Origin of the sequence: Mycobacterium sp. E2699 (genome assembly GCF_001666745.1) — a bacterium.
Classification (GTDB): Bacteria; Actinomycetota; Actinomycetes; order Mycobacteriales; family Mycobacteriaceae; genus Mycobacterium.
Genome location: NZ_LZJH01000058.1, coordinates 39709 through 60064, shown reverse-complemented (window position 1 = coordinate 60064; position 20356 = coordinate 39709). Strand labels below are relative to the sequence as shown.

At 70.8% G+C, this 20356-nt stretch carries 19 protein-coding genes; 13 read left to right on the top strand and 6 right to left on the bottom strand.

The window, feature by feature from the left end; translation table 11 throughout:
* The 6 genes from A5696_RS28290 to A5696_RS09345 form a co-directional block, all read left to right on the top strand.
* Positions 1-108, top strand: a 108-nt coding sequence (locus tag A5696_RS28290; protein WP_231964272.1) for a hypothetical protein, incomplete at its 5' end; no start/stop codon positions are given.
* A gap of 309 nt (positions 109-417) precedes the next feature.
* Positions 418-1218 carry an ABC transporter permease gene (locus A5696_RS09365; protein WP_082956660.1) on the top strand — a complete coding sequence of 267 codons (801 nt, stop codon included), beginning with the start codon at positions 418-420 and terminating at the stop codon, positions 1216-1218.
* Positions 1215-2312, top strand: coding sequence for a sulfate/molybdate ABC transporter ATP-binding protein (locus A5696_RS09360; RefSeq protein ID WP_067876841.1), 1098 nt, complete (start codon positions 1215-1217; stop codon positions 2310-2312). Before A5696_RS09365 ends, A5696_RS09360 begins: the two co-directional genes overlap by 4 nt.
* Before the next feature lie 96 nt (positions 2313-2408).
* Positions 2409-3389, top strand: a complete 981-nt coding sequence (locus A5696_RS09355; RefSeq protein ID WP_067876839.1) for an alanine and proline-rich secreted protein Apa — start codon at positions 2409-2411, stop codon at positions 3387-3389.
* Between the two features lie 146 nt (positions 3390-3535).
* Complete coding sequence (locus tag A5696_RS09350) at positions 3536-3838, top strand: GlsB/YeaQ/YmgE family stress response membrane protein (protein WP_067876837.1); 303 nt, start codon at positions 3536-3538, stop codon at positions 3836-3838.
* Positions 3839-3865: 27 nt separating this feature from the next.
* Positions 3866-4894, top strand: a complete 1029-nt coding sequence (locus tag A5696_RS09345) for a zinc-binding alcohol dehydrogenase family protein (protein ID WP_067876834.1) — start codon at positions 3866-3868, stop codon at positions 4892-4894.
* 7 nt (positions 4895-4901) lie between these two features.
* Here the strand turns inward: A5696_RS09345 and A5696_RS09340 are convergent, their stop codons facing one another.
* The 4 genes from A5696_RS09340 to A5696_RS09325 all read right to left on the bottom strand — a co-directional run bounded on the left by A5696_RS09340 (position 4902) and on the right by A5696_RS09325 (position 9844).
* Positions 4902-5642, bottom strand: a complete 741-nt coding sequence (locus tag A5696_RS09340) for a CPBP family intramembrane glutamic endopeptidase (RefSeq protein ID WP_067876831.1) — start codon at positions 5640-5642, stop codon at positions 4902-4904.
* A gap of 35 nt (positions 5643-5677) precedes the next feature.
* On the bottom strand, positions 5678-6241 hold the full coding sequence (locus tag A5696_RS09335; protein WP_067876828.1) for an ABATE domain-containing protein: 564 nt from the start codon (positions 6239-6241) through the stop codon (positions 5678-5680).
* A gap of 263 nt (positions 6242-6504) precedes the next feature.
* Positions 6505-8964: a phosphoketolase gene (locus A5696_RS09330; protein WP_369803315.1), complete on the bottom strand. Its 2460-nt coding sequence runs from the start codon at positions 8962-8964 to the stop codon at positions 6505-6507.
* Entirely contained in the window at positions 8939-9844 is a 906-nt protein-coding gene (locus A5696_RS09325) for an SDR family oxidoreductase (protein ID WP_067876822.1), read from the bottom strand. The genes A5696_RS09330 and A5696_RS09325 overlap by 26 nt, the downstream gene beginning before the upstream one ends.
* A gap of 106 nt (positions 9845-9950) precedes the next feature.
* Between A5696_RS09325 and A5696_RS09320 the strand changes: the two genes are divergently transcribed.
* The 4 genes from A5696_RS09320 (at position 9951) to A5696_RS09305 (ending at position 12551) form a co-directional block, all read left to right on the top strand.
* On the top strand, positions 9951-10460 hold the full coding sequence (locus A5696_RS09320) for a GNAT family N-acetyltransferase (protein WP_067876818.1): 510 nt from the start codon (positions 9951-9953) through the stop codon (positions 10458-10460).
* Between the two features lie 93 nt (positions 10461-10553).
* A complete protein-coding gene (locus tag A5696_RS09315) occupies positions 10554-10970 on the top strand; it encodes a hypothetical protein (RefSeq protein WP_067876814.1) in 417 nt (138 codons plus the stop codon).
* 72 nt (positions 10971-11042) lie between these two features.
* Positions 11043-11699 carry a TetR/AcrR family transcriptional regulator gene (locus A5696_RS09310; protein ID WP_067876810.1) on the top strand — a complete coding sequence of 219 codons (657 nt, stop codon included), beginning with the start codon at positions 11043-11045 and terminating at the stop codon, positions 11697-11699.
* A gap of 48 nt (positions 11700-11747) precedes the next feature.
* On the top strand, positions 11748-12551 hold the full coding sequence (locus A5696_RS09305; RefSeq protein WP_067876807.1) for an SDR family oxidoreductase: 804 nt from the start codon (positions 11748-11750) through the stop codon (positions 12549-12551).
* Positions 12552-12555: 4 nt separating this feature from the next.
* Here the strand turns inward: A5696_RS09305 and A5696_RS09300 are convergent, their stop codons facing one another.
* Together A5696_RS09300 and A5696_RS09295 are read right to left on the bottom strand one after the other, a co-directional pair.
* Positions 12556-13053, bottom strand: a complete 498-nt coding sequence (locus A5696_RS09300) for a DUF427 domain-containing protein (RefSeq protein WP_067876804.1) — start codon at positions 13051-13053, stop codon at positions 12556-12558.
* 84 nt (positions 13054-13137) lie between these two features.
* The gene (locus A5696_RS09295) at positions 13138-14046 is read right to left on the bottom strand and encodes an undecaprenyl-diphosphate phosphatase (RefSeq protein WP_067876801.1); all 909 of its coding nucleotides are present in this window, start codon (positions 14044-14046) and stop codon (positions 13138-13140) included.
* A 149-nt stretch (positions 14047-14195) separates the two neighbouring features.
* Here A5696_RS09295 and A5696_RS09290 point away from each other — a divergent pair, with 149 nt between their 5' ends.
* From A5696_RS09290 to A5696_RS09280, 3 genes are all read left to right on the top strand, one after another.
* Positions 14196-16589 carry a CoA transferase gene (locus A5696_RS09290; RefSeq protein ID WP_067876797.1) on the top strand — a complete coding sequence of 798 codons (2394 nt, stop codon included), beginning with the start codon at positions 14196-14198 and terminating at the stop codon, positions 16587-16589.
* A 43-nt stretch (positions 16590-16632) separates the two neighbouring features.
* Positions 16633-18117, top strand: a complete 1485-nt coding sequence (locus A5696_RS09285; protein WP_067876795.1) for an acetyl-CoA acetyltransferase — start codon at positions 16633-16635, stop codon at positions 18115-18117.
* Between the two features lie 111 nt (positions 18118-18228).
* Positions 18229-20355 carry an NAD-dependent epimerase/dehydratase family protein gene (locus A5696_RS09280; RefSeq protein ID WP_067876791.1) on the top strand — a complete coding sequence of 709 codons (2127 nt, stop codon included), beginning with the start codon at positions 18229-18231 and terminating at the stop codon, positions 20353-20355.
* Position 20356: the final 1 nt, after the last annotated feature.

Genomic DNA, 20356 nt, shown 5'->3' with positions numbered 1-20356 from the left:
CCCCAGCCCCCACCCACCGTGGCGCCCTACCCCGGACCCACCGGCGAACGCGCCGACTGGTGGTGGTACACACCCTTCCAACCCCAACCACCACCATCGACCAACTAGATTCGCGAACGGCACCACATCAAAGCCCAAACAGATTGCAGCACAACCAAACTCGCTCGCGCTATCCGGTGCCATCGGATCTCGATGCTCGCGACCCGCCGCCAGGCCCGGCTCGATGCCCCGGGCTCTCCATCATGAGCCCCGCTGTCGTGCCATTGATTTGAGCGAAGTCGGGTCACTACAGAGTTGACCGAGCTGGTGCATCGGCGGAAAGCACCCCGCCGAGCGCGGGACGCTAGCCGATTCCCAACACGTCCGGCGCTAGGTTGAGGCGGTGTAGATCTCCCCACAACGGTTAGGGGCATACGTATCAGGGAGCGTCGTACGGATCTGCCGCGGTGGGTATACGTGCCCGCCGCCGTGGGAGCCGCGTTCGTGGTGCTCCCACTGCTGGCGATCGCGATCAAGGTTGACTGGCCGAACTTCTGGTCGCTGATCACCAGCGCCTCGTCCAGGACGGCGCTGGCGCTGAGCCTGAAGACGGCCGCCGCCAGCACCGCCCTGTGTGTGCTGCTGGGAGTGCCGATGGCGCTGGTGCTGGCCCGCAGCACCGCGCGCCCGGTGCGGATGCTGCGACCGCTGATCCTGCTACCGCTGGTGCTACCGCCGGTGGTGGGCGGCATCGCGTTGCTTTACGCGTTCGGCCGGGTCGGCTTGATCGGGCGCTACCTGGAGGCGGCCGGCGTCAGCATCGCCTTCAGCACCACCGCGGTGGTGCTGGCGCAGACGTTCGTCTCGCTGCCGTTCCTGGTGATCTCCCTCGAGGGCGCCGCCCGCACCGCCGGAGCCGACTACGAGGTGGTGGCCGCGACGCTGGGCGCGCGGCCCAGCGTGGTGTGGTGGCGGGTGACAATGCCGCTGCTGCTGCCGGGGCTGACGTCGGGAGCGGTGCTGGCGTTCGCCCGCTCGCTGGGGGAGTTCGGTGCGACGTTGACGTTCGCCGGCTCCCGGCAGGGCGTCACCCGGACGCTGCCGCTGGAGATCTACCTGCAGCGGGTGACCGACGCGAACGCCGCGGTGGCGCTGTCGATTCTGTTGGTGGTCGTGGCCGCACTGGTGGTGCTGGGCCTGGGCGCACGCCGGCTGACCGAGACCGACGTCAGCCGATGAGCGAGCTGCAGCTGCGCGCCGTCGTCGCCGACCGCCGTCTGGATGTTGAGTTCTCGGTGTCGGCTGGCGAGGTGCTGGCCGTCCTGGGTCCCAACGGCGCCGGCAAGTCCACCGCGCTGCATGTCATCGCCGGCCTGGTTCGTCCCGACGAGGGGGTGGTGCGGTTGGGGGATCGGGTGCTGACCGACACCGCGGCCGGGGTGAACGTGGCAACGCACGATCGACGGGTGGGGCTGCTACTGCAGGATCCGCTGCTGTTCCCGCACCTGAGCGTGGTCGGCAACGTCGCGTTCGGGCCGCACAGCCGTCGCGGGTTGTTTCGCCCATCCGGGGCCAACGGGAGGGCGACGGCGCTGCGCTGGCTGCGCGAGGTGGACGCCGAACGCCTCGCCGACCGCAAACCGCGGCAGCTCTCCGGGGGCCAGGCGCAGCGGGTGGCGATCGCCCGCGCGCTGGCGGCCGAACCCGATGTGTTGCTGCTCGACGAGCCACTGACCGGACTCGACGTAGCCGCGGCCGCCGGCATACGTGCGGTGCTGCGCGACGTGGTCAGCCGGACCGGTTGCGCGGTCGTCCTGGTCACCCATGAACTGCTCGACGTATTCACGCTGGCCGATCGGGTGCTGGTCCTCGAATCCGGGAGGATCGCCGAAATCGGCCCGGCGTCAAGCGTTCTCACCGCCCCGCGCAGTCATTTCGGCGCCCGCATCGCGGGCATCAACATCGTCGACGGCACCGTCGGGGACGACGGGTCGTTGCGCGACCACTCCGGCGCGCACTGGCAGGCAGCCCCAGGCCAGCGGCTGGACGCCCACGTCGTCCACGCGGTCGCGGTGTTCCCACCCACGGCCGTCGCGGTGTACCGGGACCGGCCGCACGGCAGCCCACGCAATGCGGTCGAGGTGACGGTCGCCGAACTCGACGCCCGCGGGTCCGCGGTTCTGGTGCGGAGCCGGGAACAGCCGGACGGCGCACCCGGGCTGGCCGCAGAGATCACCGCGGACGCGGCCACGGAACTGCGGCTGACGCCGGGGGAGCGGGTGTGGTTCTCCGTCAAGGCCCACGAGGTGACGCTGTATCCGGCACCCCGGTGACCTGCGGGGACCGCCCAAGGTTGCACATCGGCAACATCGGCAGAACTGCCGCACGGCACCCTTGCGTCACAGCGGTAACGCGGTAGGTTCGTCGCCATGGAGCAGGTGGACGCGAACTCGACACGTCGCAAAGGATTCTGGGCGACGCTGGCGATCGCCACGGTGACCAGCGCGGGCGCGGTCGCCATCGCATTACCGGCGACGTCCAGCGCCGATCCGGAGACCCCGACCCCGGTCCCGCCGAGCACGACGGCCGCGCCCGCGCCCGCGCCGGCGACCACCACGACGCCGCCCCCGCCGGGCGCTCCCGGGGCGCCGCAGGCGCAACCGGGCGATCAGAACCCGGCGCCGCCCCCGCCACCGGTTGACCCGAACGCGCCACCGCCACCGGCCGTCGACCCCAACGCCGGCCGGATCGGCAACGCCGTCGGCGGCTTCAGCTTCGTGCTGCCCCCTGCGTGGGTCGAATCCGACGCGTCCCACCTGGACTACGGTTCGGAGTTGCTCAGCAAGACCACCGGACAGCCCCCGGCGCCCGGGCAGGCGCCGCCGGTCGCCAACGACACGCGCATCGTGATGGGCCGGCTGGACCAGAAGCTCTATGCCAGCGCCGAAGCCACCAACGCCAAAGCCGCGGTGCGGCTCGGCTCGGACATGGGTGAGTTCTTCATGCCCTATCCCGGCACCCGGATCAACCAGACGAGCGAACCGCTGACCGCCGCCAACGGGATCACCGGAAGCGCGTCGTACTACGAGGTGAAGTTCAGCGATCCGTCCAAGCCCAACGGCCAGATCTGGACGGGCGTCGTCGGCTCGCCCTCGGCCGGGAACGGGCCCCCGCAGCGCTGGTTCGTGGTGTGGCTGGGGACCTCGAACGACCCGGTGGACCAGGGCGCGGCGAAGGCTCTCGCCGAGTCCATCCAGCCGTGGACGCCGCCGGCCGCCCCGGCGCCGGCTCCCGGAGCCCCCGCGCCGGCCCCCGGTGCTCCCGCTCCCGCCCCGGCTCCGGGCCAGGCGCCCGCGGGCGAAGTCACTCCCGGTACCGCGCCGACGCCGCAGCGGAACGTGGCGAGCTGACGGGCCGCCGGACCCCCTTTCGCTGACCCTCCCCGCCGGCCCGAATCCGGCAATTTGGCGCATGTTTCATAGGGAGAAATGGGGTATTCCCTGGGCACGGCCCAGCGGTCCCGCTGGGCTTTGCCACGGATTGCAAGGAGACCCGTATGGACGTCATCGCAGCAACCGAATTTCTTGCCCGATCATCCACCCTGACCAGCGTCGGCTGGATCGGCTACATCATCATCGGCGGTCTGGCGGGCGCGCTCGCCAGCCGGATCATGAGGGGCAGCGGAGCCGGCATCCTGATGGACATCGTGATCGGCATCGTCGGCGCGTTGATCGGTGGCTTCATCCTGAGTTTCTTCCTCAACACCGCCGGCGGCGGCTACATCTTCACCTTCTTCACCGCGCTGCTCGGATCGCTGATCCTGCTCTGGGTCGTGGGCATGGTGCGGCACCGGACCTGACCGCGGCTAACCCGGCATGATGTAGGCATGGCCCGGGCGGCGACGACCACGACGATGCGCGCATGGCGGGTGCGCCGCCCGGGACCCATGGAGACCGGCCCGCTCGAGCGGGTCACCGCCGAGGTGCCGAGGCCCCAACCATCGGAGTTGCTGGTCGCGGTGCGGGCATGCGGCGTGTGCCGCACCGACCTGCACGTCGCCGAGGGCGACCTCCCGGTACACCGCGAGGGGGTGACGCCGGGCCACGAGGTGGTGGGCGAGGTCGTCGAAGTCGGCGCCGAGGCCGGTGATGAGTTCAAACCGGGGGACCGGGTGGGCATCGCCTGGCTGCGGCACACCTGTGGCGTGTGCAAGTACTGCCGGCGGGGCAACGAGAACCTCTGCCCGGACTCCCGCTACACCGGCTGGGACGCCGATGGTGGATACGCCGAATTCGCCACTGTCCCAGCAGCTTTCGCGCATCACCTGCCGAGCGGTTACAGCGACACCGAACTGGCGCCGCTGCTGTGTGCGGGCATCATCGGGTACCGCTCCCTGCTGCGCGCCGAGCTGCCGCCGGGGGGACGGCTGGGTCTGTACGGCTTCGGCGGCAGCGCCCATATCACCGCGCAGGTGGCGTTGGCTCAGGGTGCCGAAGTGCACGTGATGACCCGCGGGGCCGACGCCCGCCGGCTGGCGCTGGAGCTCGGGGCGGCGTCGGCGCAGGGCGCCGCCGACCCGCCACCCGTGCCGCTGGACGCCGCGATCCTCTTTGCGCCGGTGGGGGAGCTGGTGCTGCCGGCGCTGGAGGCGCTGGACCGCGGCGGCACGCTGGCGATCGCGGGCATTCACCTCTCCGATATCCCGCCCCTGAACTACCAGCGCCACCTGTTTCAGGAACGCCAGGTACGGTCGGTCACCTCGAACACCCGCGCCGACGCGCGGGCCTTCCTGGACTTCGCCGGACAGCACCACATCGAGGTGACCACGCCGGAGTACCCGCTCGACCGGGCCGACGAGGCCCTGGCCGATCTCAGCGCCGGGCGCATCGCGGGCGCGGCGGTGCTGCTGGTCTGATTCGACCTCAGGTCGACAGGTGCCAGACCAGCGCCGCGGCCAGGGCACCGAGGCCGTTCAGCGACCAGTGCAGCGCGATCGGCGCGATCAGGCTGCCGCTGCGCCGGCGCAGCCAGCTGAAGACGAACCCGGCCGCCCCCGTCGCCAGCACCGCAAGCGTCACCCCGGCCAGCATCCCAGCGAAGCCGCCGCCGAACAGCCGGGTGAAGCCGACGTTGTTGCTGGTGAGCCCCAGCGAGGTGGCGACGTGCCACAGGCCGAACAGCAGCGACCCGCCCAGCGCCACCCCCCGGAAACCCCAGGCCCGGTTCAGCGCGCCGTGCAGCACACCCCGGAAGGCCAGCTCCTCGGGGATCACGGTCTGCAGCGGGATGATCACCATGGAGGCGACCAGCGCGCCGGAGATCGTGGCGTAGTGGTTGTTCAGGAACATCGGCCGGGTCATGGGCAACAGGATCCCCAGCGTGATAACCGCCGCGACGACGCCGACGGCGGCCAGCGCATACCCCAACCCGGACCGCCAGTGCTGCCGGCCCAGGCCGAGGTCGGCCCAGTCCAGACCCCGGGCGCGCATCAGGATCGCCAGGCCGACGGCGGCGGCCGGGACGGTGGCGATGCTGGCCCACGGCGTCGTGAAGTGCGCGATCAGGTTGGTCAGCACCAGCACCGCGACGACCACGGCGATGTCGAGGTGGACGTGGAACCGGTGCAGCGCCGAGGGCTGTGCGGCAGCGATGGCGTCGGGCATCCGCCAAGTTTACCTGTGAGCCCCGTTTACCCGGCTCAGTCGGAGGAGGGCGCCCCGGCGGCGGCATGCTGACGGGCGCGGAACGCCTGGACCTTGGCCCGGTTGCCGCACGTGCCCATCCCACACCAATGCCGGTTGCGGGCCCGCGACGCGTCGATGTAGAGGCGGGTGCAGCGAGGAGCGGCGCATTCCTTGACGCGCTCGATGTCGGGCCCGCCGTAGAGGTCGAGCAGATCGGCGGCCAGCACCGCGAGGAGCTGCGGCGCGGTGCCGTCGCGGCGCACGGATCCGTCCGGGTGCAACACGGGGGTGAGCTGGCGCTGGGCGGCCTGCTCATTGAGCAGGTCGACGTCGGCGACCTCGGGCGCGTCGCCGCTGAGCCTTGCCGAGACGACGCGATAGATGGCTTCGCGCAGCGCGATCGCCGTGGCCAGCTCGTCGTCGGTGATCTCGATCCCCGCATCCAGCAGCCCGGCCCCGACCGCCCAGTCCGACAGCCGTTGCGGGTCAGTCAGCAGTTCCTCGCGGGCCGACGTTCGATACCTCAGCGTGCCCACGAAGTCGAGGCATCGCCGACCGCCCACGTACTGGAACTTCACGTAACCACCTTGACAGGTTTCACCGTCGGGCGCAAGATGTAACTATCCAAGATGGTTACAACGTGAAGGATCAGCTCGCACGAGAGGAGCAACCGATGGCGACAACGATTTGGACGTTGCTCTCGATATTTGTCATCGCTCCCACGGGTGCTCTTGTCTTCGACAGGCCCCTCAACGGTAATTGGATCTGGCACATCGACGCCGAGAAGCCGAGGGACTATCGCTGAGCTCGGGAGAGCCCGGCGCGCAAGATCACCCGCCCGTCACTCGCGACGTTCCTCCCAGGTCCAGGCCGAGATCGCCGGGTCGTCCTCGCCGTGCTCCCGGGTGTAGCCGCGGGCCGCCAGCCGGGCGTCGACCATACGCTGACGCAGCACCGCGGCCTGGCTGGCCAGCCCGTCGACCCGGTCGATGACGTCCATGACGAGGTGGAACCGGTCGAGGTCGTTGAGCATCACCATGTCGAACGGCGTCGTGGTGGTGCCACGCTCCTTGAACCCGCGCACATGGATGTGCGGATGGTTGGTGCGCCGATAGGTCAGCCGATGGATCAGCCACGGGTAGCCGTGGTAGGCGAAGATGACCGGCTTGTCGCGGGTGAACAGCGCGTCAAATTCCCTGTCCGGCAAGCCATGTGGGTGCTCGGATTCCGGCTGTAGGCGCATCAGGTCGACGACGTTGACCACCCGGACCGCCAGCCCGGGCAGTTCGCGGCGCAGGATGTCGGCCGCTGCCAGGGTCTCGAGCGTCGGGATGTCCCCGGCGCAGGCCAGCACCACGTCGGGTTCGGCGCTGGCGGTGCTCGCCCACGGCCAGATGCCCAGGCCGCGCGCGCAGTGGGCGATCGCCTCGTCCATGTCCAGGTAGGCCAGCGCGGGCTGCTTGCCGGCGACGATGACATTGACGTAGTTGCGGCTGCGCAGGCAGTGGTCGGCCACCGACAACAGCGTGTTGCCGTCCGGCGGCAGATACACCCGCGTCAGCTCGGCCCGCTTGTTGGCGACCAGGTCGATGAACCCGGGATCCTGGTGCGACGCACCGTTGTGGTCCTGGCGCCACACGTGCGAGGTCAGCAGGTAGTTCAGCGACGCGATCGGCCGCCGCCAAGGCAGTTCACGGCTGGTGGCAAGCCATTTCGCGTGCTGGTTGAGCATCGAGTCGACGATGTGCACGAACGCCTCGTAGCAGTTGAACAGGCCGTGCCGGCCGGTCAGCAGGTAGCCCTCCAGCCAGCCCTGGCACAGGTGCTCGGAGAGCACCTCCATCACCCGGCCGTCCGGCGCGAGGTGCTCGTCGTCGGGTGATATCTCCGACATCCACACCTTGGCCGTCGACCCGTACACGGCGTCGAGCCGATTCGAGGCGGTCTCATCGGGACCCATCAGGCGGAACCGGTCGGAGTTGCGGGCGATCACGTCGCGCAGGAAGGTGCCCAGGACCCGGGTGGCCTCGTGCGTCTGGGTGGCCGGACGCGACACCGGCACGGCGTAGTCGCGGAAGTCGGGCAGGTCGAGGTCGTGCAGCAGCAGGCCGCCGTTGGCGTGCGGGTTGGCGCTCATCCGGCGGTCGCCGCGCGGCGCCAGCGCCCGCAGCTCGGGGCGCAGCGCGCCGCCGGCGTCGAACAATTCCTCGGGCCGGTAGCTGCGCAGCCATTCCTCCAGCTGCGCGCGGTGCGTCGGGTTGTCGTGCGTCTCGGCCAGCGGCACCTGGTGCGCCCTCCAGGTGCCCTCGACCTTCTTGCCATCCACCATTTTCGGCCCGGTCCAGCCCTTGGGCGTGCGCAGCACGATCATCGGCCAGACGGGCCGCGCGACGCTGTTGCCGCCGCGCGCCGCGCTCTGGATGGCCGCGATGTCGTCGAAGGCGTCGTCCAGCGCGGCGGCCAATTGCCGGTGCACGTCGGTGGGGTCGTCACCGGCGACCGTGATCGGCCGGTAGCCGTAACCGCGCAGCAGCGCTTCCAGCTCGGGGTGGGGGATGCGCGCCAGCACGGTCGGGTTGGCGATCTTGTAGCCGTTGAGCGCCAGGATGGGCAGCACCGCGCCGTCGGTGACCGGGTTGAGGAACTTGTTGGAATGCCAGCTGGCGGCCAGCGGGCCGGTCTCCGCCTCGCCGTCGCCGACCACGCAGGCCACCACCAGGTCCGGGTTGTCGAAAGCCGCGCCGTAGGCGTGCACCAGCGCGTAGCCCAGTTCGCCGCCCTCGTGGATCGACCCCGGGGTCTGGGCCGCCACGTGACTGGGGATGCCGCCGGGAAAAGAGAACTGCCGGAACAGCTTTCGCAGCCCTTCGGCGTCCTCCTCGATGCCGGTGTAGACCTCGCTGTAGGTGCCCTCGAGGTAGGCGTTCGCTACCAGCCCGGGGCCGCCGTGCCCGGGCCCCGTGACGTAGATGACGTTGGCGTCGCGGTTGCGGATGACGCGGTTCAGGTGGGCGTAGACGAGGTTGAGCCCGGGCGTGGTGCCCCAGTGCCCCAGCAGCCGGGGCTTGACGTGTTCGGGCGCCAGCGGCTCGGTCAGCAGCGGGTTGTCGAGCAGATAAATCTGCCCGACCGACAGGTAATTGGCGGCGCGCCAATACGCATTGATCAGGTTGACTTCGTCGTCGGCGAGGGAAACGGTCGTCGCGGATGCTGCGGTTTCTGCGGTCACCCGCCCGATTGTCCGCGCCCCAGTTGAACACCGCTCGTCGCGCTCGCTACTCCTGATGGCGGCGACCCGCATCGCCCGGCTCCGCCGCGCTCGCGATCGCCGACGACTCCTCGCCGCGGGCGCGCGCCTCGTAGGCCCGGCGCTTTTCCACGTCGACGTCGTCGGTGAAGACGTGGTCGCCGCCGAGCATCCGGTTGAGCCCCTCGGCGAGGCGGCGTGGCCAGAATTTCTGGGACACCACCATGGCCCCGGCGGCCTTGGTGATCCGCACCCGAGGCTTCGGGCGGGCGATCAGCCCGACGATCGCGTCGGCGATCTCGGCCGGTTCGGCGTTACGGAACCCCTTCATCCCGGGGGTCCCGGCGACGAGCTCGGTGTTGACGAACGTCGGCAACACCATGGAGAACTTCACGCCGGTCGAGTGATACTCCAGCCGGGCCGAATCGGTGAACCCGACGACCGCGTGCTTGCTGGCGCAGTAGGTGGCCAGGCCGACGACGTTGAGCTCACCGGCCAGCGAGGCGACGTTGATGACGTGGCCGGAGCCGCGCGGGACCATGCGCTGTGCGGCCAGCTTGCTGCCCAGGATCACGCCGTAGACGTTGATGTCCAGGATGCGGCGGGTGACCGCGTCCGGCTCGTCGACGATGCGGCCGACCGGCATGATGCCGGCGTTGTTGATCAGCACGTCGATCGGGCCCAGTTGGCGCTCGACCTCGTCCAGGAAGTCGGCGAACGAATGCGTGTCGGTGACGTCGAGCTTGCCGTAGACGTCCAGGCCGAGCGCGGCGCCCGACTCCTTCACCCGTACCTCGTCGACGTCGCCGATGGCGACCTTGGCGCCGAGGTTGTGCAGCGCGGTCGCGGTGGCCAGCCCGATGCCGCGCGCCCCGCCGGTGATCACGATGACCTTGCCGCGGACCTTCAGGCCGATCGATGCCGTGTCTGCCATGGCGGTCCTCCAGCGAAGTTGACGGGTGTCAGGTTTGACGATGGGCTAAGCACAGCACTCGGCGCCGCGACGCGCAAATAGCGCCGTCGCGGCCGATACTGCAACGGTGACCGAGGTGCGGGCGGCCGTCCTGGCGGACGCCGACGATGTGGCCCGGGTGCAGCTGCGGTCGTGGCGGTCGGCCTACCAGGGCCTGATCGCGCGGGACTTTCTCGACGAGCTCGAGCCTGCCTTCTTCGCCGACCGGTACACCTTCGGCCGGGTGGGGCTGCGGATGCCGTCCACGTTGGTCGCGGTCGACGGTTCGGCGATCCGCGGCCTGGTCACCACCGGCCTGTGCCGTGACGGCGACCTGCCGAATTTCGGTGAGCTGATGGCGATTTACGTCGATCCCGCGCATGTGCGCCGCGGGGTGGGTCGGTTGCTGATGGCCGCCGCCCGGGAGCGGCTCCGCCTCGTGGGCGTGGCGGGCGCCGTGTTGTGGGTGCTCGAGGGCAACGCCTCGGCCCGGAGGTTCTACGAACGCGACGGCTGGAACTTCGACGGCGGTTGCCGCACAACGCCTTTCGGCGACACGCCGGCGCGTCAGCTGCGCTACCGGTGCCAGCCGGTCTAGGAAGCATCCACGCCGATGGGCATCGCCCGTTGCCCGCGCCGCAACAACCTGGTATGTTTACGGCGATAACATGGTAAAGGAAGGCGCGCGGTTGTGAAGGTGATGTTCGACGGCGAGAAGCGGCTGCCGACCGCGCAAGGGTGCGCGGACGGCTACCCCTCCGTGTGGTTGCAACTCCAGGTGCGACGGCTGCAACACCTGCCCGCCTTCGCCGCGGCGATACCGTCGGTGATAGCGCACGCCAAAGCCTTTCCCGGCATGATCCGCTTCGGATTCGACATCGACTGGGAGCGGGGCAGATTCCGGACCTTCGGCGCGTTCGACAGCGAAACCTCGCTGCGCGACTACATCACCGACGGCGCACACGGGGTCATCTACCGGCGCCTGCGCGGCCGGCTCGGCGAGGTCTCCGTCAACTACGGCACGCTCGCCGTGACGGCATTGCCGACCACCTGGGGGGAAGTGCCGCCATCGTGCTTCACCGAAGAGCGGGCGACGCACCCCAATTGAAGTGGCAAACCTTTCCGCGTGCCGCGGTGAGTCCCGCCGGAAACCGCCGAGCGGCGATGTCACCATAGCGCTATGCCACGACCGCCAGGAGCGCATCAAACCCGGTCATCCACTGACACGTACCACCACGGGGACCTGCGCAGGGCCCTGCTGGACCACGCGGTGGAACTGGCCCGCGCCGGCGGACCCGACGCGGTGGTCATGCGTGACGTACAGCGCCGGGCGGGCGTGAGCAACGCGGCCGCCTACCGCCACTATGCGGACCGTGATGAATTGCTCGCGGGTGTCATCGCCTACGCCCTGGAACAGCTGGCCACCACGATGCAGGAGGCCCTGAACGCGGTGCCGGCACGCGGCGATCGAAAGCGCCGGGCGCTGGCACGATTCCGCGCCACCGGTCACGCGTACGTCGACTTCGCGCTCACCGAACCCGGACTGTTCCGCACCGCTTTCGCGTCTCACCCGGCCAGCCGCGAGACCGTCGAGGCCGCAGAAACGGTTGCGGGGGAACAACATCCGTTCCAGCTCCTGCGGCGCTGCGTCGACGACCTGGTAAAGACCGGAGTGGTCGCGCCCCGCCGTCGGGCCGGACTCGACGAAGCGGCGTGGGCCGCCGTCCACGGGTTGGCCACGCTGTATTTGGACGGGGCGTTGAGCGGCCTGCCGGAGGCCGACAAGCGGCGGATCACCGGCCGCCTGCTCGACGCGTTCGAGCGCGGCATCGGCTAGCGACCGTCTTATGTTGACGCCGATAACATCCATCGCTATGCTTGCGCCATGAGCGCCAATCGGTTTCGCAGCCGTTACGGACCGTGGGCCTTGGTCACCGGGGCCAGCGACGGCATCGGCCGGGCGATCGCCCACGAGCTGGCACGCCGCGGTCTCAACCTGGTGCTGGTGGCCCGAGGCAGGGCGCGGCTGGACGCGATCGCCCGGGAGGTGAACGCCGCCACGGGCGTCGAAACCCTGGTCGTCGCAGCGGATCTCGCCGACGCGAACGGCCCGGCGACGGTCGCCGAAGCGACGAGCCACCTCGACGTCGGCCTCGTGGTGCTGGCCGCGGGCTTCGGCACCGTGGGTCAGTTCCCCGACTTGGCGCTCGGGCCGGAGCTGGAGATGATCGCGGTCAACGTCACCGCGGTGACCGCGCTCGCGCACGCGTTCACACCCCGATTGGTCCGCCGCGGAAGCGGCGGCATCGTGTTGTTCGGGTCGATCGTCGGGTGGCAGGGCGTTCCGGGGCAGGCGACCTACTCGGCGACCAAGGCCTACGTCCAGGGCTTCGCCGAGGCGCTGCACGGCGAGCTGAAGCCGCGGGGCGTCGACGTCTTGTCGGTGGCACCGGGTCCCGTCCGTACCGGCTTCGGCGCGCGGGCCGGGATGACCATGAGTTCAGCGACCACGCCGGAGGTGGTCGCCGAAGCCACCCTTTCGGCGCTGGGACGCCGGACCACCGTCGTGCCCGGTCTGCAGGCGAAGTTCCTGACCGCTTCGCTCATGGCGCTGCCCCGGCGCCTTCGCAGCGCGATCCTCGGGAGCGTGATCGGCCGGATGCGGACCGCACCGGCAACGGCCTCGTGAGTGGTCACCAACCCGCGGAGCCGGGGACGCCTTTGAACGGTCCGGTGATCCAGCTCGTGATCCAACCCCCGTAGAAGCCGCCCGGTTGTGGGACCACGACCTCGCCGTTGACGGTGCAGCGGTCGACCTTCGCCGCCAGCACCGCGACCGCGCCGCGTAGCGACGCAAACCCGGGCGACGGGTGCAGGTAGCTCCACGCGGCCTTGGGGGCGACCGCGGTGGCGCTCACCAGGTCGTAGTAGGTGGCCTGCCCTTTCCACTCACACCACGAGCTTCCGGACGCCTGACGCAATGTTGCGCCGGCAAAGGCTTCCCGCGGGAGGTAATAGGTCGGCGGATGACTGGTCTCGAGCACCCTCCAGGCCTGCTCGGTCGACGCGATCACTTCGCCGCCCAGCTCCACGGTGATCCGCCCGGTGAAGGGCTCCAGGCGGGGCGGTCGTGGATAATCCCACACCGATTCCCGTTCCGGCGCGGCCCCTCGCGCTTCGGCATGGCTCATGCGCAGTCTCCGAACTCGTCGATCGACCTTCGGTCGACGATGCGACGGAAGGTGATCCCAGGTTAGGCGAAGCCGGTGCGCGCTTCAGCGCAGGCTGAGCACCACCAGGCTGATCCCGCCCGCCAGCGCGCAGTAGACGGCGAACGGCGTCAGGGTGCGGGTCTGGAAGTACCGGGTGAGGTAGCGGACGGCCAGGTAGGCGGCGACGAAGGAGGCGACGCTGCCGGCCAGCACCTGGCCGTGGATGCCCGCCCCGACCGGCCCGAAAAGATCGGGGATCTTGTAGACCCCGGCGGCCAGGATGATCGGCGTGGCCAGCAGGAAGGAGAAGCGGGCGGCGTCTTCGTGCGACAGGCCGCGCCACAGGCCGGCCACCATGGCGATGCCGGAGCGGCTGATGCCGGGGAGCAACGCCAGGATCTGGGAGGCGCCGATCACCAACCCGCGGCGCATCGACAGCTGGGCCAGCCGGTTGTCAATGGCCTCACCGCTGTGCGGCTCGTTGCGCTCGTCCACGGCACCCGCCGGCGACACGCGGCGGCGCAACACCTCACCCGCATACAGGACGATGCCGTTGAGCACCAGGAACGCCGCCGCCGGGATCGGCTTGCCCAGTGTGGTCCGGAACAGGTGCTCGAGGGCCACCCCGGCCAGCCCCACCGGTATGGTGCCGACGACGATCAGCCAGGCGAGCCGCTCGTCGGGCGTCTCGATGCGGCGATGCCGCACCGACGACACGAAGCCGGCCACGATGCGCAGCCAGTCCCGCCAGAAGAACACCAGCAGCGCGGCGGCGGTGGCGACGTGCAGGCCGACGATGAACGCCAGGTAGGGCGACTCGGGGGCCGAGACGCTGAGGTCCCGGGCCCATTGCCCACCGACCAGTGCCGGCACCACGACCGAGTGCCCCAGGCTGGAGACCGGGAACAGCTCGGTGACGCCCTGGAACGCGCCGACGATCACGGCCTCGACGTAGCTCAGGTGGGCGGTCATGCGCGGTGGGCCTCCATCCGGGGGATCGTCGACAGAACTACCGAGCGTAGCGGGTCCGGATTTCCGTTCGAACCGGCTTGGGCGGCCGGGCATTTGGGCGCCGCGCCAACGCCCGGGGTTAGCTGCGGAGGCTCGGGTACGGTGGGCGGATGGGCGACGGGTTGCTGGATGGCGTTCGCGTCCTCGACCTGTCGAACGGCGATGCCGACGCGGTGACCCGGCTGTTCGCCGATCTGGGCGCCGACGTGCTCAAGGTCGAGCCGCCCGGGGGCGACCTGGAGCGCGAGCAATTGCCGACGCTGGCCGGCACGAGCATCCCGTTCGCTGTGCACAACGCCAACAAGCGCAGTGCCGTGCTGGACCCGCTCGACGAGGACGCCTGCTACCGGTTGCTCGATCTCGCCGCCGAGGCCGACATCGTGGTGGACAGCGGCCTGGACGGGCTGGCCGCCGCATTCGGCGCGCCGGGCCCCGATTTGGCCGCCCGATACCCGCACCTGGTGGTGCTCTCGATCACCGACTTCGGCGCGACGGGCCCGCGGTCGTCGTGGCGCGCCACCGACCCGGTGTTGTACGCGATGTCCGGCTCGTTGTCGCGATCCGGGCCCACCACCGGCACCCCGGTGTTGCCGCCGGACGGCATCGCGTCGTCCACCGCAGCCGTGCAGGCGGCCTGGGCCGCGCTTGTCGCCTACTACAACCGACTACGTTGCGGCACGGGCGATTACATTGACTTCGCCCGGTTCGACGCCGTCGTGATGGCGCTCGACCCGGCGTTCGGCGCCCACGGCCAGGCCGCCGCCGGCGCGCGTCGCAGCGGAGGGTGGCGCGGACGGCCGAAAAACCAGGACGCGTACCCGATCCTGCCGTGCAGCGACGGCTACGTCCGGTTGTGCGTGATGGCACCGCGGCAGTGGCGCGGCCTGCGGCGCTGGCTGGGGGAGCCGGAGGCCTTCCAAGACCCCGCATACGACGCCATCGGTGCCCGCTTTGCGGCCTGGCCGGAGATCAGCGTGCTGGTGCGGGCGCTGTTCGCCGAGCAGACGATGAAGGATCTGGTGGCCGCCGGGCAGGCGCACGGCGTGCCGATCGCGGCGGTGCTGCCGCCGTCCTGGGTCCTGGGCTCCGAACACTTCCAGGCGGTGGGCGCGATCACGCAGGCCGAGCTCGTCCCGGGCGTGCGCACCGCCGTGCCCACCGGTTATTTCGTCGTCGACGGGCAGCGGTCGGGTTTTCGCTCCCCGGCGCCCACCGCGGGGGCGGACGAACCGTACTGGCGCGCCAATCCCGCGGTGGTATCGGCCCCCTCGGGCAGGGTCGGCGAACAGCCGTTGGCGGGGCTGCGGATTCTCGACCTGGGCATCATCGTCGCCGGCGGAGAGCTGAGCCGGTTGTTCGGCGACCTGGGCGCCGAGATCATCAAGGTCGAAAGCGCCGACTACCCGGACGGGCTGCGGCAGGCCCGCGCCGGCGCCGCCATGAGCGAGTCGTTCGCGTGGACCCACCGCAACCAGCTCGGGCTCGGTCTGGACCTGCGCAGCCCGCGGGGCAAGGACCTCTTCGGGCGACTGGTCGCGGAGGCCGATGCGGTGTTCGCCAACTTCAAACCGGGAACCCTTGCCGCCCTTGGGTTTTCCTATGACAACCTGCGCCGGCTCAACCCGCGGATCGTGCTCGCCGGCAGCAGCGCGTTCGGCGACACCGGGCCGTGGAGCACCCGGATGGGCTACGGCCCGCTGGTGCGCGCCGCCACCGGCGTCACCCGGCTCTGGACGTCCGACGATCCGGACGGCGCCGCCGACGGCGCGCGGCATTCCTTCTACGACGCGACGACGATATTTCCCGACCACGTGGTCGGGCGGGTCACCGCGATCGCGGCGCTGGCCGCGCTGATCCGCCGCAACCGGACCGGCCACGGCGCCCACGTGCACATTTCGCAGGCCGAGGTCGTGGTCAATCAGCTCGACACGCTGTACGTCCTGGAGGCCGCGCGGGCCGCCGGCCTCGGCCCGATCCGCGACGACACCAGCCTGCACGCGGTGTATCCGTGCGCCGGCGACGACGAATGGTGCGTCATCTCGATCGGTTCGGACGACGAATGGCGCCGTATGGCAAGGCTTTTCGATCATCCGCAATGGGCCGATGACCCGCGCTTTGCTACCGGCGAGGCGCGCCTGGCCAACCGGCGCGAGCTGGTGGAGCTGGTGTCCACCCTGACCCGCACCCGCACCCCGGTGCGCGTCGCTGAACTGCTGCAGTCGGCGGGCGTTCCCGCCGGACCGATGAACCGCCCGCCCGACATCCTGGAGGACCCGCAGCTGATCGAGCGAAAGCTGTTCAGCGACATGGTTCACCCGCTGATCGAGCGACCGCTGCCGGCCGAGACCGGCCCGGCGCCGTTTCGGCACATTCCGCCCGCCCCGCACCGCCCGGCCCCACTGCCCGGCCAGGACACGCGGGAGATCTGCCGCCGTCTGCTCGGCATGAGCGCCGACGAGACCGAGCGGCTGATCGACGAGGGCGTGCTGTTCGCGAACGGCTAGTCCCCGGCCCCGGCCCGATTCATAGCCCCGCTAAATTCGTCGTATGACCGTCGATCCCAGGACACCGGTGTTGATCGGCTACGGCCAGGTCAATTGCCGCGACGACATCGACCCGGCGACGCGGTCGATCGAGCCGGTCGACCTGATGGCCGCCGCGGCCCGCCGGGCGGCCGATTCCCGGGTGCTCGAGGCCGTCGATTCCATCCGCGTGGTGAACATCCTGTCGGCGCAGTACCGCGATCCCGGGCTGCTGTTGGGCGGGCGGATCGGCGCCCGCGACTTCAACACCCTGTACAGCCCCGTCGGCGGCAACGTGCCGCAGTCGCTGGTCAACCAGGCCTGCCTGGACATCCAGCGGGGGCGGGCCGGCGTCGTGCTGCTGGCCGGCGCCGAGACCTGGCGCACCCGCAGGGGGCTCAAGGCCAGGGGCGGCAGACTCGAGTGGACCGTGCAGGACGGTTCCGTGCCGATGGCGCCGGTCGCCGGCGACGACGTCCCGATGGCCGGCGAGGCCGAGATCCGGATCGGGCTGGACCGGCCGGCCTACGTGTACCCGCTGTTCGAGCAGGCGCTTCGCATCGCCGACGGCGAGTCGATCGAGCACCACATCGAGCGCGTCGCCGACCTGTGGGCGCGGTTCAACGCCGTCGCGGTCGACAACCCGCACGCCTGGATCCGCAAACCGGTGACCGCCGAGGAAATCCGGCGACCCGCCCCACAGAACCGGATGATCAGCTGGCCGTACACCAAGTTGATGAACTCCAACAACATGGTCGACCAGGGCGCAGCGCTGGTCCTGACCTCCGTCCAGCAGGCCGAACGCCTGGGCGTGCCCACCGAGCGGTGGGTTTACCCGCACGCGGGCACCGACGCCCACGACACCCCGGCCATCGCCGAGCGCGACGAGCTGCACCGCTCGGCGGCCATCCGCATCGGCGGCGCCCGGGCGCTGGAGCTGGCGGGGCTGGGCATCGACGACGTCGACTACGTCGACCTGTACTCCTGCTTTCCCTCCGCCGTTCAGGTAGCTGCGGCCGAACTCGGGCTGGCCGTCGACGACCCCGCCCGCCCGCTCACCGTCACCGGCGGGCTGACCTTCGCCGGCGGCCCGTGGAGCAACTACGTGATGCATTCCATCGCCACGATGGCCGAGCTACTGGCGGCCAACCCCGGGCGCCGCGCCCTCATCACGGCCAACGGCGGATACCTGACCAAGCACAGCTTCGGCGTCTACGGCACCGAGCCACCGGCCGAATTCCGTTGGCAGAACGCCCAACCGGCGGTCGACCGCGAACCCACCCGCGAGGGCCTGGTCTCCTGGGAGGGCGTCGGGACCGTCGAAGCCTGGACCACCCCGTTCGACCGCGACGGCAAACCCGAGAAGGCCTTCGTCTCGGTGCGCACGCCCGACGGGGCGCGCACCCTGGCCGTCGTCGCCGACCCCGCCGCGGCCGCGGCGACCGTGCGCGAAGATATCGGTGGCGCCAAGGTTGCCGTCACCGCGGACGGCGCCGCGACGCTGCGGTAGCCGGCCAGGGCCATTAGGCCCTGGACAGAGGCCTGTTGCGTGGGTAACGGTCGCCTAAGTGCTAGCGACTTGCCTATTGTCGAGACTGGACGTTGGGAGAGGTGGACCCGGATGCACATCCTGGTTACCGACGCTACCGGCGCGGTCGGGAGGCAGGTCGCACGCCAGCTGCTGGCTGCTGGGCACACGGTCACCGGGATCGCTGAGCGTCCCCATCCCTACCTCGACCCCGGCGTCGAGTTTGTTTGCGCCCCCCTGCGCCACCCAGTCCTGCAGGAGTTGGCCGACGAAGCCGGCGCGGTGATCCACCTGGCCCCGGTCGACACCAGCGCACCCGGCAGCGCGGACGTCGACGGGGTCGCCCGAGTCACCCACGCCGCCGCCCGCGCGGGGGCGCGGATGCTGTTCGTGTCCCAGGCGGCGGGGCGGCCCGAGCTGTATCGACCGGCCGAGGAGCTGGTGTCCACCGGCTGGGCGCCCAGCCTGGTCATCCGGATCGCGCCGCCGGTCGGCCGCCAGCTCGACTGGATGGTGTGTCGCACGGTGGCCACGCTGCTGCGAACCAAGGTTTCCACGCGACCGGTGCGCGTCCTGCACCTCGACGACCTGGTGCGCTTCCTGGTGTCGTCGGTGAACACCGACCGCACCGGCACGGTGGATCTGGCCACCCCGGACACCACCAACGTGGTCACCGCGTGGCGGCTGCTGCGATCCGTTGATCCCCGCGCCCGGCTGCACGGTGTCCGCAGCTGGTCGCGGCTGACCCCGGGGATGGATATCGCTGCCGCGCAAGAGGATTGGGGCTTCGAATTCGGCTGGCAGGCGGTCGATGCCGTTGCCGACACCGCCCGCGGGCTCGTCGGCCGCCGGCTGCACGCCGCGGGCGCCGTCAGCCACGACCGCCAGCTGGCCCTCCCGGTGGAGATTCCCCCGCGTCCCGGACCGTCCGGCGAGGCGCACAGCGCGGCCCCCGACGGCATGGAGGGGGAGTTCGACGACCGGATCGATCCCCGGTTCCCGGTCTTCAGCGCGGCCAGGCTCGCCGAGGCGCTGCCGGGCCCGCTGACCCCGATGACGCTCGACGTCCAGCTCGGTGGCCTGCGCACGGCCGGCCGGGTGCTGGGTCACGTGCTCGCGCTCGGTGGCGTGGTGGACGACGAGTGGGGCAGCAGGGCCATCGCGGTCTTCGGGCACCGCGCCTACGTCGGGGTGTCGGCCAACGTCGTGGCCGCCGCCCAGCTGCCCGGCTGGGACGAGGACGCCGTCACCCGCCACGCCCTCGTCGACCAGCCGCAGATCGGAGACGTCCTGCCGTTCGGTGAGCCCAGGCTGGCCGAGGGGGCGCTCGGGTCGATGGCCAAGGCGGTCGTCGCGGCGCGTTCGCTGGCGCTGATGCGCCGTCTCAAGCCCGACACGCGGGCCTACAGCGCGGCCGCCGAGGCCGAACGCCTGGACGCCGCCCAGCTGGCCGCGCTGCCGGACGCGGCGCTCGAGGTGCGGGTCCGGCTGTTGCGCGATCGGATCAACCAGGGCTGGATCCTCACGGCGCTGTGGTTGATCGACTCCGGCGTCACCGCGGCGGCGCTGGAGCACGCTCGGACGGCGTCGAGGGTGTCGGGGCTCGACATGATCGTGGAGAGCTCCAGGGTCGCGGCCGAAACCGCCGAATTGGCGGCGGCGTTGCGCGCCGACCCGCCGCTGCGCGCGCTGGCCGCCGAGGGCAACGTCGGCAGCATCCGTGCGTTGTCTCCCGACACCGCCGGCGCGCTCGACGCCGCCGTGGCCCGGATCGGTCACCGTGGCCCCGGCGAGGCCGAGTTGGCGAGCCAGGTGTTCGGCGACAATCCGGCCGCGTTGCTCGCGGCGGCCGCCCAGGTCGCCGAAGCCGGGGAATCCACGGTGGCCGCGGCCGCGCCCGCCGCGCCGAGGACACTGGCGCGGCGGATGGCGGCCAACGCCCGCGAGTCGCGCGAGCTGGCCCACGACACCACCATCCGGTTCACCCACGAGCTCCGGATGACGCTGCGGGAGTTGGGGAGTCGACGGGTCGCGGCCGATCTGTTCGACGCCGTCGACGACGTCTACTACCTGACCTGCGACGAACTCGTCGTCATGCCCGCCGACGCGCGGTTGCGGATCAAGCGCCGACGCGCCGAACGGGACCGCTTGGCCGCGCAGCGCCCACCCGACGTCATCGACGGGGCCTGGACGCCCGTCGGGCCGATCGGCGACGCCTGAC

Bases quoted from the DNA above. Each gene is read 5' to 3' on its own strand.
- A5696_RS09360 (WP_067876841.1), top strand. From the start codon at position 1,215: ATGAGCGAGCTGCAGCTGCGCGCCGTCGTCGCCGACCGCCGTCTGGAT.
- A5696_RS09355 (WP_067876839.1), top strand. From the start codon at position 2,409: ATGGAGCAGGTGGACGCGAACTCGACACGTCGCAAAGGATTCTGGGCG.
- A5696_RS09350 (WP_067876837.1), top strand. From the start codon at position 3,536: ATGGACGTCATCGCAGCAACCGAATTTCTTGCCCGATCATCCACCCTG.
- A5696_RS09345 (WP_067876834.1), top strand. From the start codon at position 3,866: ATGGCCCGGGCGGCGACGACCACGACGATGCGCGCATGGCGGGTGCGC.
- A5696_RS09340 (WP_067876831.1), bottom strand. From the start codon at position 5,642: ATGCCCGACGCCATCGCTGCCGCACAGCCCTCGGCGCTGCACCGGTTC.
- A5696_RS09330 (WP_369803315.1), bottom strand. From the start codon at position 8,964: ATGCGGGTCGCCGCCATCAGGAGTAGCGAGCGCGACGAGCGGTGTTCA.
- A5696_RS09325 (WP_067876822.1), bottom strand. From the start codon at position 9,844: ATGGCAGACACGGCATCGATCGGCCTGAAGGTCCGCGGCAAGGTCATC.
- A5696_RS09310 (WP_067876810.1), top strand. From the start codon at position 11,043: ATGCCACGACCGCCAGGAGCGCATCAAACCCGGTCATCCACTGACACG.
- A5696_RS09305 (WP_067876807.1), top strand. From the start codon at position 11,748: ATGAGCGCCAATCGGTTTCGCAGCCGTTACGGACCGTGGGCCTTGGTC.
- A5696_RS09300 (WP_067876804.1), bottom strand. From the start codon at position 13,053: ATGAGCCATGCCGAAGCGCGAGGGGCCGCGCCGGAACGGGAATCGGTG.
- A5696_RS09295 (WP_067876801.1), bottom strand. From the start codon at position 14,046: ATGACCGCCCACCTGAGCTACGTCGAGGCCGTGATCGTCGGCGCGTTC.
- A5696_RS09290 (WP_067876797.1), top strand. From the start codon at position 14,196: ATGGGCGACGGGTTGCTGGATGGCGTTCGCGTCCTCGACCTGTCGAAC.
- A5696_RS09285 (WP_067876795.1), top strand. From the start codon at position 16,633: ATGACCGTCGATCCCAGGACACCGGTGTTGATCGGCTACGGCCAGGTC.
- A5696_RS09280 (WP_067876791.1), top strand. From the start codon at position 18,229: ATGCACATCCTGGTTACCGACGCTACCGGCGCGGTCGGGAGGCAGGTC.